The organism is Chitinolyticbacter meiyuanensis (assembly GCF_008033135.1).
In the GTDB taxonomy this organism is placed as follows: domain Bacteria; phylum Pseudomonadota; class Gammaproteobacteria; order Burkholderiales; family Chitinibacteraceae; genus Chitinolyticbacter; species Chitinolyticbacter meiyuanensis.
Map to the genome: position 1 here is coordinate 2,077,330 of NZ_CP041335.1, position 14,648 is coordinate 2,091,977.

The 14,648-nt window shown below is 63.2% G+C and carries 15 protein-coding genes; all 15 read left to right on the forward strand.

Translation table 11 applies throughout. The features are described from left to right. Positions 1–23: 23 nt before the first annotated feature. A complete protein-coding gene (locus FLM21_RS10050) occupies positions 24–650 on the forward strand; it encodes a YfgM family protein (RefSeq protein WP_148715437.1) in 627 nt (208 codons plus the stop codon). A 1-nt stretch (position 651) separates the two neighbouring features. Then, positions 652–1,797: an outer membrane protein assembly factor BamB gene (gene bamB, locus FLM21_RS10055; RefSeq protein WP_187360174.1), complete on the forward strand. Its 1,146-nt coding sequence runs from the start codon at positions 652–654 to the stop codon at positions 1,795–1,797. Between the two features lie 9 nt (positions 1,798–1,806). Continuing rightward, positions 1,807–3,174: a ribosome biogenesis GTPase Der gene (der, locus tag FLM21_RS10060; RefSeq protein WP_148715439.1), complete on the forward strand. Its 1,368-nt coding sequence runs from the start codon at positions 1,807–1,809 to the stop codon at positions 3,172–3,174. A 105-nt stretch (positions 3,175–3,279) separates the two neighbouring features. Then, positions 3,280–3,537, forward strand: coding sequence for an RNA chaperone Hfq (gene hfq / locus FLM21_RS10065; RefSeq protein ID WP_148715440.1), 258 nt, complete (start codon positions 3,280–3,282; stop codon positions 3,535–3,537). 70 nt (positions 3,538–3,607) lie between these two features. Then, positions 3,608–4,720, forward strand: coding sequence for a ribosome rescue GTPase HflX (gene hflX, locus FLM21_RS10070; protein ID WP_148715441.1), 1,113 nt, complete (start codon positions 3,608–3,610; stop codon positions 4,718–4,720). Beyond that, positions 4,717–5,871, forward strand: a complete 1,155-nt coding sequence (gene hflK, locus FLM21_RS10075; protein ID WP_148715442.1) for an FtsH protease activity modulator HflK — start codon at positions 4,717–4,719, stop codon at positions 5,869–5,871. The genes hflX and hflK overlap by 4 nt, the downstream gene beginning before the upstream one ends. Positions 5,872–5,883: 12 nt before the next feature. Next, a complete protein-coding gene (gene hflC, locus FLM21_RS10080; protein ID WP_148715443.1) occupies positions 5,884–6,759 on the forward strand; it encodes a protease modulator HflC in 876 nt (291 codons plus the stop codon). Positions 6,760–6,767: 8 nt separating this feature from the next. Beyond that, on the forward strand, positions 6,768–6,941 hold the full coding sequence (locus FLM21_RS10085; protein ID WP_246120866.1) for a DUF2065 domain-containing protein: 174 nt from the start codon (positions 6,768–6,770) through the stop codon (positions 6,939–6,941). A 68-nt stretch (positions 6,942–7,009) separates the two neighbouring features. Next, a complete protein-coding gene (locus FLM21_RS10090) occupies positions 7,010–8,161 on the forward strand; it encodes an ATP phosphoribosyltransferase regulatory subunit (protein WP_148715445.1) in 1,152 nt (383 codons plus the stop codon). 79 nt (positions 8,162–8,240) lie between these two features. Beyond that, the gene (locus FLM21_RS10095; protein ID WP_148715446.1) at positions 8,241–9,536 is read left to right on the forward strand and encodes an adenylosuccinate synthase; all 1,296 of its coding nucleotides are present in this window, start codon (positions 8,241–8,243) and stop codon (positions 9,534–9,536) included. A 167-nt stretch (positions 9,537–9,703) separates the two neighbouring features. Continuing rightward, on the forward strand, positions 9,704–9,928 hold the full coding sequence (locus FLM21_RS10100) for a DUF2061 domain-containing protein (protein ID WP_148715447.1): 225 nt from the start codon (positions 9,704–9,706) through the stop codon (positions 9,926–9,928). 145 nt (positions 9,929–10,073) lie between these two features. Further along, positions 10,074–11,090 (forward strand): putative 2-aminoethylphosphonate ABC transporter substrate-binding protein, encoded by a 1,017-nt coding sequence (locus FLM21_RS10105; protein WP_148715448.1) that lies wholly within the window; start codon positions 10,074–10,076, stop codon positions 11,088–11,090. A gap of 119 nt (positions 11,091–11,209) precedes the next feature. Continuing rightward, positions 11,210–11,773: a phosphonate degradation HD-domain oxygenase gene (locus FLM21_RS10110; RefSeq protein WP_148715449.1), complete on the forward strand. Its 564-nt coding sequence runs from the start codon at positions 11,210–11,212 to the stop codon at positions 11,771–11,773. Continuing rightward, complete coding sequence (locus FLM21_RS10115; protein ID WP_148715450.1) at positions 11,770–12,870, forward strand: putative 2-aminoethylphosphonate ABC transporter ATP-binding protein; 1,101 nt, start codon at positions 11,770–11,772, stop codon at positions 12,868–12,870. Before FLM21_RS10110 ends, FLM21_RS10115 begins: the two co-directional genes overlap by 4 nt. Then, the gene (locus FLM21_RS10120; protein ID WP_148715451.1) at positions 12,867–14,552 is read left to right on the forward strand and encodes a putative 2-aminoethylphosphonate ABC transporter permease subunit; all 1,686 of its coding nucleotides are present in this window, start codon (positions 12,867–12,869) and stop codon (positions 14,550–14,552) included. Before FLM21_RS10115 ends, FLM21_RS10120 begins: the two co-directional genes overlap by 4 nt. Positions 14,553–14,648: the final 96 nt, after the last annotated feature.

Consider the following 14,648-nt stretch of genomic DNA (forward strand, 5'->3'; position numbering starts at 1 on the left):
ACTGTTAGATAACGGACAACAAGATGGCATTCGACCTTCAGGAACAGGAACAGATCGCCGAGTTCAAGGCTTGGTGGCACAGCTGGGGCAAGTATCTGGCGCTGGCCGTGGTGGCCGGTCTCGTCGGCCTCGCCGGCTGGCAGGGCTGGAAGCATTACCAGCAGGGTCAGGCCGCTGCCGCTGCCGAGATCTACGGCCGGCTCGAAGTCCTGCAGGGCGATGCCGCCAAGGTGCGTGCCGAAGCCGACGCGTTGAAGCGTGACTACGCTGGCACCGCCTATGCGCCACGCGCCGCACTGTTCGCCGCCAAGGCGAGTTTCGACGCAGGCGACCTGAAGAATGCCGAATCGCAATTGACCTGGGCGATCGCCAATGCCAAGGAAGCCGAGCTGCGTGATGCAGCCCGCCTGCGCTTGGCCGCGGTGCAGCTCGACCAGAAACAGGCCGACGCCGCGCTGAAGACGCTGACCGCCGCCGAGACCGAAGGCTTTGCCGGACTGGTGCAGGAGCTGCGTGGTGATGTGCTGGTGGAGAAGGGCGACGCCAAAGGTGCCGTCGAAGCCTACAAGTCCGCGCTTGCCAAGCTGCCGAAGGACGCCCCCAATGTGCAGTTCGTGCAAGTGAAACTCGATGCACTCGGAAAGGTTTGATATGTCCGTGAAGTCCGTACGCTGGACCCTGCGCACTGCGGCATTGGCCGCACCGGTGTGGCTGGCCGCCTGCGGCGCGACCAGCAATTTGCCGGAACCGTCGCCGTTGCCTGCGGTGGCTGATCAGGTTGGCGCCCGGGTGGCATGGCGTGCCGATGCCGGCAGCAAGACCGATTTCCGCTTCCTGCCGGCTCAGGCCGGCGACCGGCTGGTTGTGGCCGGTGCGCCGGACCAGTTGTCGGCTGTTGACCTCGCGACCGGCTCGCGCCGCTGGCAGGTGGAGCTCGATGGCGAAGTGGCCGGTGGCGTCGGTGCCGGCGACGGCACCATTGCTGTGGGCACGATCAAGGGCAAGGTGTTTGCCTACGACTATGATGGCAAGTTGCTGTGGCAGACCCAGGCCTCGACCGAAGTGATCGCTCCACCGCTGGTGTCGGGCAGCATCGTCGCGGTGCGAACCGCTGACGGTCGCATCACCGGCTATTCCGCCGCGGATGGCGCCCGTAAGTGGCAGTTCCAGCGGCAGATGCCGGCGCTGATCCTGCGCAATTTCGCCCCCATGGTCGCCGAGCGCGGCGTGCTGTTCGCAGGCTTAGCTGGTGGTCGTCTGGTCGCCCTGCGCTTGTCTGATGGTACGGCGCTGTGGGATGCGCCAGTGGCGCAACCGCGTGGCGCAACCGAGCTCGAACGCGTGGCTGACATCGTGTCGCCGCCGGTGGTCAGTGGCAATCTGGTCTGCGCAGTGGCCTATCAAGGTCGCGTGGCCTGCCTCAACGCCGGCAATGGCGCACCGGCCTGGTCGCGCGAGGCATCGAGCGCATCGGGTATCGCCGTCGACGACAAACAGGTCTACCTCGTCGATGACCTGGGCAACGTCAGCGCGCTGGATCGCAGCAGTGGCCGCAGCATGTGGCGTCAGGACAAGTTGGCCGCCCGTCGCGTCAGTGCACCGATTCGCATCGGCAATGCCGTCGCCGTGGGCGACTACGAAGGCTATGTTCATTTTCTGTCCGTCGATGATGGCAGTTTCGTTGGCCAGCTCGCCACCGACGGCAACCGCATCGCCGCGCTGCCGCAGCGCTTCGGCGAGCACGTCATTGTTCAAACCCAGTCCGGCGGCGTGTTTGCGCTCGGACTCAAGCAGTAAGAAGTTCGCATGAAACCGACCATCGCACTCGTCGGCCGACCCAATGTCGGCAAATCGACGCTGTTCAACCGGCTGACCAAGACCCGTGACGCCCTCGTTGCGGACCAGCCGGGGCTGACGCGTGACCGTCACTACGGCCACGGCAAGGTCGGGGAGAAGCCTTACTTTGTCGTTGATACCGGTGGTTTTGAGCCGGTGGTGGACGAAGGCATCATGTTCGAGATGGCGCGCCAGACGCTGCAGGCGGTGGACGAGGCCGATGCCATCGTCTTCATCGTCGACGGTCGCGTCGGCATCACGCCGCAGGACAAGATCATCGCCCAGCGTCTGCGCCAGACCGATCGCCCGGTATGGGTGGCGGTCAACAAGGTCGAGGGCATGAACCGCGGCGTGGTCACGGCCGATTTCTTCGAGCTGGGCCTCGGCGATCCGGTGGCGATTTCCGGTAGCCATGGCGAAGGTGTACGCGACCTGATCAACGAGGTGCTCGAGCGCTTCGAAGTCCCGGTCGAGGACGAGGAAGCCGATCACCCCAAGTTTGCCATTGTCGGCCGGCCCAACGTCGGCAAGAGCACGTTGGTAAATGCGGTGCTGGGCGAGGAGCGCGTGATCGCGTTCGACCAGCCGGGTACCACCCGCGACTCGGTCTACATCGATTTCGAGCGTGGCGGCCAGCAGTACACTATCATCGATACCGCCGGCGTGCGTCGGCGTGGCAAGGTCACCGAGATAATCGAGAAGTTCTCGGTGATCAAGACCATGCAGGCAATCGAGGATGCCAATGTGGCGGTGCTGGTGCTCGATGCGACGCAGGAGGTGTCGGATCAGGATGCCAAGGTAGCGAGCTTCGTGCTGGAAACGGGCCGCGCGTTGGTGGTGGCAGTGAACAAGTGGGAAGCGGCGGATACCGAGCAACGCGATCGGATCAAGCGTGAAATTTCACGCAAGCTCGGCTTCCTTGAATTTGCGCGATTCCACTATATCTCTGCTTTGGCAGGACAAGGCGTGGCTGATCTGTTCAAGTCCATCGACGCGGCGTACGAGGCGGCGATGATCAAGATCCCGACGCCGAAGCTGACACGTGCATTGCAGATTGCGATCGAGCGTCAGCAACCGCCGATCTCCGGCAAGGTCCGCCCCAAGATGCGCTATGCGCACCAGGGGGGCAGCAACCCGCCAGTGATCGTGATCCACGGTAACGCGCTTGACGAGGTGCCGGCTTCTTACTGGCGCTACCTTGAGCACTGTTTCATGAAGACGTTCAAGCTGCAGGGCACGCCGCTGCAGGTGCAGTTCAAGCGTGGTGAAAATCCTTTCGATACGCAGGACAAACCCCGCGCAAAGCCCAATCCGCGCAGCAAAATGCGTGGACGTTGAATGATGATCGGTGTCTGGCGGCTTTTATACTAACAGCGTAAGATGCCGTTTAAAGCTCGATAAGATTGGGTTTCAAACATAACAAACGCATCGGAGAACAAGACAATGAGCGCCAAGGGGCAAATGCTGCAAGACCCGTTCCTCAACATCCTGCGCAAAGAGCACGTTCCGGTCTATATCTACCTCGTCAACGGCATCAAGCTGCAAGGCCAGATCGAGTCGTTCGACCAATACGTGGTGCTGCTGCGCAACAATGTGACGCAGATGGTTTACAAGCACGCGATCTCCACCGTCGTGCCGTCGCGTCCGGTTTCGATCCCGCACGAAGCACCGCCGGCCACCGCGCCTGCTGCCGAAGCCTGATCGGCCTGTGATTTCCAGGGCCCCGGAAGGCATTCCGGGGCCTTGTTCATTTTGGAGTTCTGCCTGACTCATGTTTGAACGTCATCAGGGCGGCGACAGCGCCGTGCTGGTCTGCCTCGATTTTGGCGAGCCGGACTACCGCGATGGAGTCGAGGAGTTCGTGCAACTGGTCGAATCGGCCGGCGTCAAGGCGCTGGTCGTAATCGAAGGCAAGCGCGGGCGGCCCGATCCTGCTTATTTCGCAGGGAGTGGCAAGGCCGAGGAGATCGCCGAGACAGTGCGGGCCAACCAGGCCGAGCTGGTGATCTTCAACCACCAGCTGTCGCCGGCGCAGGAACGCAATCTGGAGCGATTGGTGCAGTGCCGGGTGATCGACCGCACCACCTTGATCCTTGATATCTTCGCCCAGCGCGCCCGCACTGCCGAAGGCAAGCTGCAGGTGGAGCTGGCGCAGCTTGCCCATATCCAGACCCGGCTGATCCGAGGCTGGACCCACTTGGAGCGGCAAAAGGGCGGTATCGGTCTACGGGGCCCGGGTGAAACGCAGCTGGAAACCGACCGCCGCCTGATCGGCGAGCGAGTGAAGCGGCTCAAAGGGCAGCTTGCCACCGTGCAGAAGCAGCGCGCTACGCAGCGCCGCGCCCGCGAGCGCAGTCATCAGTTCACCGTATCGATCGTCGGCTATACCAACGCTGGCAAGTCGACGCTGTTCAACGCGCTGACCAAGGCACGCGCCTATGCGGCGGACCAGCTGTTCGCCACGCTTGATACCACCAGCCGCAAGCTGTTCCTTGATCCGGAGCACTCGGTGGTCATCTCCGATACCGTCGGGTTCATCCGGGCGTTGCCGCATACGCTGGTTGCTGCATTCCGCGCCACGCTGGAGGAAACCATTCACGCCGACCTGCTGCTGCATGTAGTCGACGTGAACCATCCGCTGCGCGATATGCAGGTCGATGCGGTGAACAAGGTACTACTTGAGATCGGCGCGGAACGGATTCCGCAGCTGATGGTCTGGAACAAGATCGACCTCAAGGACCTTACACCCGATGTGGAGCGTGACGAATATGGTAAGATTCGCGCCGTTCGCGTCAGTGCCATCAACGGGACAGGACTGGATCTGCTGCGCAGCGCAGTGGTCGAGGCAATGAGCCTACCCATCGAGGAACACACCAGTACATGAGCCAGAACGACCCGCAATGGGGTGGTCGCCGCAATAACGACGGCCCGCCCGATCTCGACGAAATCTTCCGCAAGTTCTCCCAGAAAATCGGTGGCCTGTTCGGCGGCCGGCCGGGCCCGCGTGGCAATGGCGGCGCAGGCGGTTCCACCGGAGTGGTCGCCATCCTTGGCGTGCTGCTGGTGCTGTGGGGTGCGACCGGCTTCTACGTGGTCGACGAGCGTGAGAACGCCGTCATCCTGCGTTTCGGCAAGCTGGTGAGCACGATCGAGAATCCCGGTCTGCACTGGCACCTGCCGTGGCCGATCGAACGCCGCGAGATCGTCAACATGACCGAAATCCAGAGCCTGGAAGTCGGCACCACGGCGACCGCAGGCTCCAGCGATGAAGCAATGATGCTGACCGGCGACCAGAACCTGATCGAGGTACAGCTCGAAGTGCAGTACACGCTCAACTCGGCCAAGGATTTCGCGTTCAACAACGTGAACGTCGGCCAGGAAGGGCGCGACCTCGTGGTCAAGCCAGCCGCAGAGACTGCGATTCGCGAAGTGGTCGGCAAGAGCAACGTCGATTACGTGCTGAACGAGGGCCGTGGTCAGATCGCCGAGGAAACCAAGAAGCTGATGCAAGAGCTGCTGGACCGCTACGGTACCGGCGTGCAGATCGCCCGGGTGAACATCTCCGACGTGCAGCCGCCGCAGCAGGTACAGACCGCATTTGCCGACGCCGTGAAGGCCCGGCAGGATCGGCAGCGCCTGATCAACGAAGGCACCGGCTACGCCAACGATGTGATTCCGAAGGCCGAGGGCGCTGCCGCGCGCCTGATGGAAGAAGCCAAGGGCTACAAGCAGAAGGTGGTGGCGCAGGCCGAGGGTGATGCCGCGCGCTTCAAGTCCGTCGCCGCCGAATACGCCAAGGCCCCGCAGGTCACGCGTGACCGCATGTATCTCGACACCATGCAGCAGATATTCCAGAACACCACCAAGATCCTGGTCGACCAGAAGGGTAGCGGCAACCTGTTGTACCTGCCGCTCGACAAGCTGATGCAGCAGACCGCGACCGATGCGCCGCCAGCTGCCGCGCCCACCCCGGTGCCGGCACCGGCACCTGCCGCAGCGGTCCAGCCGGATCGTGGCGAACGGTTTGGTCGATAAGGAGGCGCCGACATGAATCGCATATTGCCGACGCTCGCCGTCATTCTGGTGGGCCTGTTCATTCTGAGTCTGGCCTGCTTCACCGTCGACCAGCGCAAGTTTGCCGTCGTGTTCCAGTTCTCGGAAGCACGCCGCGTGATCGATCAACCTGGCCTCAACTTCAAGATCCCGCTGCTGCAGGAAGTGCGCTACTTCGACAAGCGTATCCAGACCATCGATGGTGATGCGCCGGCGCGTATCCAGACCATCGAAAAGATGAACGTGCGGGCTGACAGCTACATCAAGTGGCAGATCGCCGATGTCGAGCGCTTCTACAAGGCGGTCGGTACCGACCAGCGCAAGGCGCAGGATCGTCTGCGCAACACCGTGAACAACATGCTGCGCGACGAGTTCGGCAAGCGCACGGTGCAGGACGTGATCTCCGGCAAGCGCGAGGAAGTCATGGCCAAGGTGCGCCAAGTGGCCGCGTCCGATGCCGAGCGCATCGGCGTGAAGGTGATCGACGTGCGCATCAAGCGGGTCGAGCTCGAGGACAGCACGCTCAATTCGGTGTACGAGCGCATGGAATCGGAGCGCAAGGCCGTTGCCAACCAGCTGCGCGCCGAAGGCAGCGCCGAGGCCGAGAAGATCAAGGCCGATGCCGACCGCAAGCGCGAGGTGACGCTGGCCGATGCCTACAACAAGGCACAGCAGCTGATGGGTGAGGGCGATGCCCAGGCCGCCGCCATCTACGGCGCCGCCTATGGCCAGAATCCCGAGTTCTACGCCTTCTACAAGAGCCTGGACGCCTACAAGGCTTCCTTCCGCAAGAAGAGCGACGTGTTGGTCGTCGACCCGAGCGCCGAATTCTTCAAATACATGAAGAATCCGCGGGCGGCTGGCCGGTGAGCAACACGATGTTGCTGGCGTTTGCCCTCGTGCTGGTGTTCGAGGGCATCCTGCCGTTTGCTGCGCCTGCCTTGTGGAAGCGCGCGATGAGCCAGGTCACCCGCCTGTCCGACCGGCAAGTCAGAATTTTTGGCTTTGCCGCGCTGATGACTGGCCTCGCGCTCGCGCTCGCCGTACACTAACCGTTTGTTGAAATCCGCTGCGCCCGATGGTGCCCCGCACCTTCGGGCCTTTGTTTGAAAAGTACCCCATGCGTAACTGGATCCTGCCGGAAAACATCTCCGACGTACTGCCGCGCGAAGCGCGCCAGATCGAAACCATGCGCCGCAGCATGCTCGACCTGTTCGGCCGCTATGGCTATGAACTGGTAATGCCGCCGCTGGTGGAATACGTGGAATCGCTGTTCCTGCACGACGATCCTGCCCTTGATCTGAAGACTTTCAAGCTGGTCGACGAACTGACTGGCCGCCAGATGGGCCTGCGTGCCGACATCACGCCGCAGGTGGCGCGCATCGATGCACACATCCTCAATCGTCAGGGCGTCACCCGACTGTGCTATGCCGGCTCGGTAGTCAATACCCGTCCGGATGGCATCCTGTCGACGCGCGAGCCGCGCCAGATCGGCGCCGAGCTTTACGGCTGCGCCGATGTCGCGGCCGATGTCGAGGTGATCGAGCTGATGTTCGAAAGCCTGGCGCTGGCTGGGCTGACTGACGTGCACCTGGATATCGGCCACATCGGCCTGTTCCACACGCTCGCCGATGCTGCCGGGCTTGCTGGCGAGCGACGCGATGCGGTGTTCGCCGCGCTGCAGCAGAAGGACGTGCCCACGCTCAAGGCGGTGTGCGTCGGTCTGCCGGCCGAGATCGCCGCCGGGCTCACTGCGCTGCCAACGCTGTATGGCCGCGGCGAAGTGCTGGCACGTGCCCGCGCCAGCCTGCCGGCATTGGCAGAGGTGGCAGCTGCGCTCGATACATTGGCGCAGCTGGAAGCGGCGCTGGCGGTGCGCGGCATCAAGGTGCGCTTTGACCTCGCTGAAGTGAAGAGCAGCGATTATCACACCGGCCTCGTGTTTGCCGCCTATGCCGATGGCTTTGCCAACGCCGTGGCACGCGGCGGCCGCTATGACCGCGTCGGCGAGAAGTTCGGCCGCTCGCGCCCGGCCACTGGCTTCAGCCTCGACCTGCGCGAGATGAGCCGTCTGCCGTTCCCCGACCATGCTCCCGCCATTCTGGCGCCGCGCGGTGATGATCCGGCGCTGATCGCCGCGATCCGCGCGCTGCGTACGGCCGGGGAAACGGTGGTGGTCGATCTAGGTGTGGCGGCAGCTGAAGCCGGTTGTGATCGCAGGCTGGAAGCGGGCGAGGGCGGCTGGCAAGTGGTGGCTGCAAGCGCGGTTTGACGGATACGGGCGTGGGTGCCATGCTGCGCCCGCGTCATTGATTTTGAATGGCTTTATCAGGTTTGAATCGAGGATTTCCATGAGCAGAAACGTCGTCGTGATCGGGACCCAGTGGGGTGACGAAGGTAAGGGCAAGATCGTGGATTGGCTGACCGATCACGCCCAGGGCGTGGTGCGCTTCCAGGGCGGTCACAACGCGGGTCACACGCTGGTGGTCGGCGGCAAGAAGACGGTACTGCGCCTGATCCCGTCCGGCATCCTGCACCCGGGCAAGGCCTGTTTCATTGGCAACGGCGTGGTGATCTCGCCCGAAGCGCTGCTCAAGGAAATTGATGAACTCGATGCTGCTGGCATCGATGTGTTCAGCCGGCTGAAGGTCTCCGAGGCTTGCCCGTTGATCCTGCCGTACCACGTTGCCATCGACCAGGCACGCGAAGCTGCCAAGGGCGACAAGAAGATCGGCACTACCGGTCGCGGTATCGGCCCGGCTTACGAAGACAAGATCGCGCGTCGCTCGATCCGCCTGCAGGATGTCTACCACCCCGAGCGTTTCGCCGCCAAGCTGCTGGAAAACCTCGACTGGTACAACTTCGCGCTCAAGCACTACTTCAAGGCCGAAACGGTCGATTTCCAGAAGGTGCACGACGAGACGCTGGCCTACGCCGAGCGCATCAAGCCGATGGTGGCCGACGTGTCGCGCACGCTGTATGACCTCAACAAGGCTGGCGCACCGCTGTTGTTCGAAGGTGCGCAGGGCACGCTGCTTGATATCGACCACGGCACCTATCCGTTCGTGACCTCGTCCAACTGCGTGGCGGGTGCCGCCGCGCCGGGTGCCGGCGTGGCGCCGCAGATGTTGCAATACGTGCTGGGCATCGTAAAGGCCTACACCACCCGTGTCGGTTCCGGCCCGTTCCCGACCGAACTGTTCGATGAAGTTGGCGCTGGCCTGGCCAAGCGCGGCAACGAGTTCGGCTCGGTCACCGGCCGCCCGCGTCGCTGCGGCTGGTTCGATGCTGCTGCGCTGAAGCGGTCGATCCAGATCAACGGTGTATCGGGCCTGTGCGTGACCAAGCTCGACGTGATGGACGGCATCGAGACGATCAACCTGTGCACCGGCTACATGCTGGATGGTCATAAGATCGATATCCTGCCGGTCGGCGCCGAGGAAATCGCCCGTTGCGAGCCGGTATACGAGCAGATGCCTGGCTGGACAGAATCGACTTTCGGCGTGAAACGCTGGGAAGATCTGCCGGCCAATGCCCGTGCCTATATGGAACGCATTGCCGAAGTGTGCGAGGCACCGGTCGACATCATCTCGACTGGCCCGGACCGCGAGGAAACCATCGTGCTGCGCCATCCTTACCTGGGCTGAGCGTACGCAAAACAAAAAACCCCGGCTGAGGCCGGGGTTTTTTGTTGACATTCAATCGCTAAAAAATTTCCTTTGTTTGATAGTTTTTAAAAATCAAATCAGTCAGAACAATCAATTTCCTCACATTGATGAGAATGATTATTATCAACTCAAACAAGGAGCGCATCATGACCAAGACCATCACTTTCGCTGTCACCCATTTCAGTGTCGCCTTCACCGTGGCCTATTTGCTGACTGGCAGCATCGGTGTTTCCAGCATGCTGGCGCTGGTCGAGCCCATGGTGAACACGGTCGCATACTTCTTCCATGAAAAGATCTGGGATCGCATCCGCGCGGGCAAGGCCCAGCAGATGGCCTACGCCGGGCACGAGGTGCTGTTCCATCGCCATTGAGCAGAACGGGGCGGGCGCTCGCCTCGACATTGTGCTGGCTCGAACATGATCACGATAAACGTATAGACGTTCATAGCACCGTAACACTCGCTCCCTAGAATCCGACTCGCTCGATGACGAGCCCAACGAGAGAGAAGGATTTCCCATGAAGACCCTGACCCGTATCGCTGCCGGCCTCGTCGCCGTTTTCGCCGCGCAAGCCTGGGCCGATACCACGCTCACCGTCTACACCGCGCTGGAAGCGGACCAACTCAAGGCTTACCAGGAAAAATTCGAACAGGACGTGCCCGGCGTCAAGATCAAGTGGGTACGTGATTCCACCGGCATCATCACCGCGAAGCTGCTGGCCGAGAAGGCCGCACCGCAGGCGGACGTGGTGATGGGTGTTGCCGCTTCCTCGCTCCTGGTGCTGGAGAAGGAGGGCATGCTGCAGGCCTACGCGCCTAAGGGCGTGGAAAAGCTGAACAAGGCCTATGTCGATGATTCCAACCCACCGACCTGGGTGGGCATGGACGTGTGGGGTGCCACTGTCTGCTTCAATACCGTCGAAGCCGCCAAGCTGGGCCTCAAGAAGCCGGAAAGCTGGAAGGATCTGACCCGCCCCGAGTACAAGGGCAAGATCGTGATGCCGAACCCGGCCTCCAGCGGTACCGGTTACTTCGATGTGACCGCCTGGCTCAAGCTCTTCGGCGAGCAGGGCGGCTGGACCTACATGGACGGCCTGCACCAGAACATCGCCCAGTACACGCATTCGGGCTCCAAGCCGTGCAAACAGGCGGCGACCGGTGAATTCCCCATCGGCATCTCGTTCGAGTACCGCGCCGCCAAGAGCAAGGTTGATGGAGCGCCGATCGATCTGGTGTTCCCCAAGGAAGGCCTGGGCTGGGACGTGGAAGCCACGGCCATCATGAAGGGCACCAAGAACCTCGATGCCGCCAAGAAGCTGGCCGACTGGGCTGCGTCCAAGGGCGCGAACGAGCTCTACGAGAAGAACTTCGCCGTAGTCGCCTATCCGGGTGTGGCCAAGCCCAATGTCCATATCCCTGCCAATTACGAATCGCTGTTGATCAAGCAGGACCTGCGCTGGTCGGCGCAGAACCGCGATCGCATCCTGGCCGAATGGACCAAGCGTTACGACAGCAAGTCCGAACCGAAGAAGTAAGCCCGCCAGGGCGGTGATCCCGCCCTGCGCAGCCCGGCCGCTACCGCTGTACGGCCGGGCATTGCCCGTGTATCGAATCAATCTGAGGAGGCCCTGCCGGCGAATGGCGGGGTGGCCTGATGCTGAACTGGAACGACCTGGAACACTGTCTCGCCAGCGCGGATGCACTGTATGGCGGCGAGGCGATCACTCAACTGCAGCACGCGCTGCAGAGCGCGCAATGCGCTGAGCGCGATGGGGCGGATGCCGCCTTGATCACCGCAGCGCTGCTGCACGACGTCGGTCATCTGCTTGCAAAGCAGGGCGACGACGATGTTGGGCATGGCATCGACGATCGGCACGAAGCCATCGCCGTGACGGCGCTGAAGCCGTGGTTTGCGGAGGACGTGCTGGCACCGATTGCGCTGCATGTGGCTGCCAAGCGTTACCTGTGCGCGGTGGAGCCCGGTTACCACGATGCGTTGTCTCCCGCTTCGCAGGCCAGCCTGCGGCTGCAGGGCGGTGTGATGGCGTCAGCGGAGGCGGAACGTTTTGCCGCCGGCCGCCATGCCGAGGCTGCCGTGCGGCTGCGGCGTTGGGACGACGAAGCCAAGGTGGTGGACAAGACCACACCGCCGTTGTCGCACTACCTGGCCGTCGCCCGCAGCGTGGCCCTGACGACAGGCAGCAAGGAAGCAGCATGAACCGTGATTTTGCAGTGGACGTTGCCACGATGGACGACGCGCTGGCCGTAGCCGGCATCCAGAAACGTTTCGGCGATTTCGTCGCCCTGTCCAACGTGGACCTGGCGGTGAGAAAGGGTGAATTCCTCTGCTTGCTCGGGCCTTCGGGCTGCGGCAAGACCACGTTGCTGCGCATCATCGCCGGGCTGGAAGGCGCCAGCGCCGGACGCATCACCATGCTGGGACGTGACGTGACGCGGCTGCCGGCGGCACAGCGCGACTACGGCATCGTGTTCCAGAGCTATGCGCTGTTTCCGAATTTGAATGTGGCCGACAACATCGCCTACGGCCTGAAAGGGCGGCGCGAGGACAAGGCACGGCGCGTACGCGAGCTGCTGGACCTGATCGGCCTCGCCGGCATCGAGCGCAAGTATCCGGCCCAGCTCTCCGGCGGCCAGCAGCAGCGCGTGGCGCTGGCGCGGGCGCTGGCCACCAGCCCCAGCCTGCTGCTGCTCGACGAACCGCTATCCGCGCTCGATGCCCGCGTGCGCGAGCATCTGCGTCGCGAGATCAAGGCACTGCAGGCGCAACTGGGCGTGACCACCATCATGGTGACGCACGACCAGGAGGAAGCGCTGACCATGGCCGATCGCGTCGTGGTGATGAACCACGGCCACATCGAGCAGGTCGGCACGCCGGAGGAGATCTACGGCAAACCGCAGACCGCCTTCGTTGCCGATTTCGTCGGCCGTGCCAACTGGTTCGATGCCACGGTGCGCGGCGCAGGCGAGATCGCGCTGGGCGAGGCGACGCTGGCGATGTCGCATGCGCTGCCCGTGCCGGGCCGGTCGGTGCGCGTGTTCCTGCGCCCCGAGGATGTGCGCTTGCACGCCACCTGGCGCGGCGGCGCCAATACCGCGCTGGCGCGGCTGGAGAAAATCGAATTCCTCGGCGGCTTCTGCCGTGTGAGCCTGATCGTGCCGCTGTGGGGCCATCTGCTGCTGCTGGCTGATGTGTCGCGCGATGAACTGGCGCAGCTGCGCCTGTCGCCCGAGCAACTGGTGCCGGTGACGCTGCCGGCGGACAAGCTACGCATGTTCGCAACGGAGGCCACATGATTGCGCTCGCCGCCCGCCTGCAGGCGCCACCGCAGGATGGCTCGCAAAAGCTGGCAGGTGGCCTTGCCTGGCTGGTGGTTGCTGTATTGCTGGTGTTCTTGGCGCTGCCGCTCGTGGCCATCCTCGGCAAGGCTGTGGCGGGCAGCGATGGCGGCTTCGTCGGGCTGGTGCACTTTGCCGAGATCACCGCAGCGCCGGGCTTCTGGCAGGCGGTGGGCAACAGCATCACCGTGGCGCTGCTGACGACTGCCATCGTCATCCCGCTCGCGTTCGGCTTTGCCAGCGCGCTGACCCGTACCCGGATGTGGGGCAAGCCGCTGTTCCGCTACCTTGCGTTGATCCCCTTGCTGGCGCCCTCGCTGCTGCCGGCGATCTCGCTGGTCTATCTGTTCGGCAACCAGGGCCTGCTCAAGGGCTGGTTTCCGGAGGGCAGCATCTATGGCCTGCCCGGCATCGTGATCGGCGAGGTGTTTTACACCTTTCCGCATGCGCTGATGATCCTGATCACCGCCCTGGCGATTGCCGACGCCCGGCTCTACGAGGCAGCGGGTGCGCTGGGTGCCGGCCGCGTGCGGCAATGGTTCACGGTGACGCTGCCGGCGGTGCGCTACGGGCTGATCTCGGCGGCGCTCGTGGTGTTCACGCTGGTGGTCACCGATTTTGGCGTGCCCAAGGTGATTGGCGGGCAATATCCGGTGTTGGCCGTCGAGGCCTACAAGCAGGTGATCGGCCAGCAGAACTTTCCCAAGGGCGCAGTGATCGGCCTGCTGCTGTTGCTGCCGGCGGTACTGAGCTTTGCCATCGACCATTTGCTGCAGCGCAAGCAGAAGTCGCTGCTTACGGCGCGCGCGCAGCCGCTGCAACCTAGGGCATCGTTGCTCGCGAGTGGCGCAGGGCTACTGTTCTGCAGCGTGGTGTGCCTGTGGCTGCTCGCCATGCTCGGCATGGCGGTGGCGGCGGCCTTCATCAAGCTGTGGCCGTACAACCTCAGCCCGACGCTGGCGCATTTCGATTTCGACAATATGGATGGTGGTGGCTGGCTGGCCTACTGGAACAGCCTGGAGCTGGCCACGCTCACCATGCTGGTCGGCACCGTGGTGGTGTTCGCCGGGGCCTGGTTGCAGGAAAAGCTCACCGGCGCAGCATTCGCCCGCACGCTGATCCGCCTGTTTGCCATGTTGCCGATGGCCGTGCCTGGGCTGGTGCTGGGTCTCGGCTACATATTCTTTTTCAATGGCAATGGCTGGCTGCCGCTCTACGGCACGATGGCGCTGCTGGTGCTGTGCACCGTGATGCACTTCTATACCACGGCCCACCTGACCGCGGTCACGGCGCTCAAGCAGATGGACAACGAGTTCGAGGCCGTCGCCGCCTCGCTCAAGGTGCCGTTCTGGAGCACCTTCTGGCGGGTGACGGTACCGGTGTGCCTGCCGGCCCTCGTCGATATCGCCCGCTTCCTGTTCGTGTCGACCATGACCACCGTGTCGGCGGTGATCTTCCTCTATACGCCGGACACCGTGCTCGCCTCGGTGGCCGTGCTCAATATGGACGACGCTGGGGATACCGCCGCGGCGGCGGCGATGGCAACGCTGATCGTGGCCACCTCGGCTCTGGTCTGCCTGGTGTTTGCCGGATTGTCGTGGTGGCTGGCGCAACGCACGCAGCGTTGGCGCCAGCGCTGAGTGGCGAGCAGACAGAACCGAAATGGCGACCCCGTGCGACGAGCACGGGGTGTGGCAAAGCCGGACCGCGCGTCCGGATTTTTTGAAGCTTTTTAA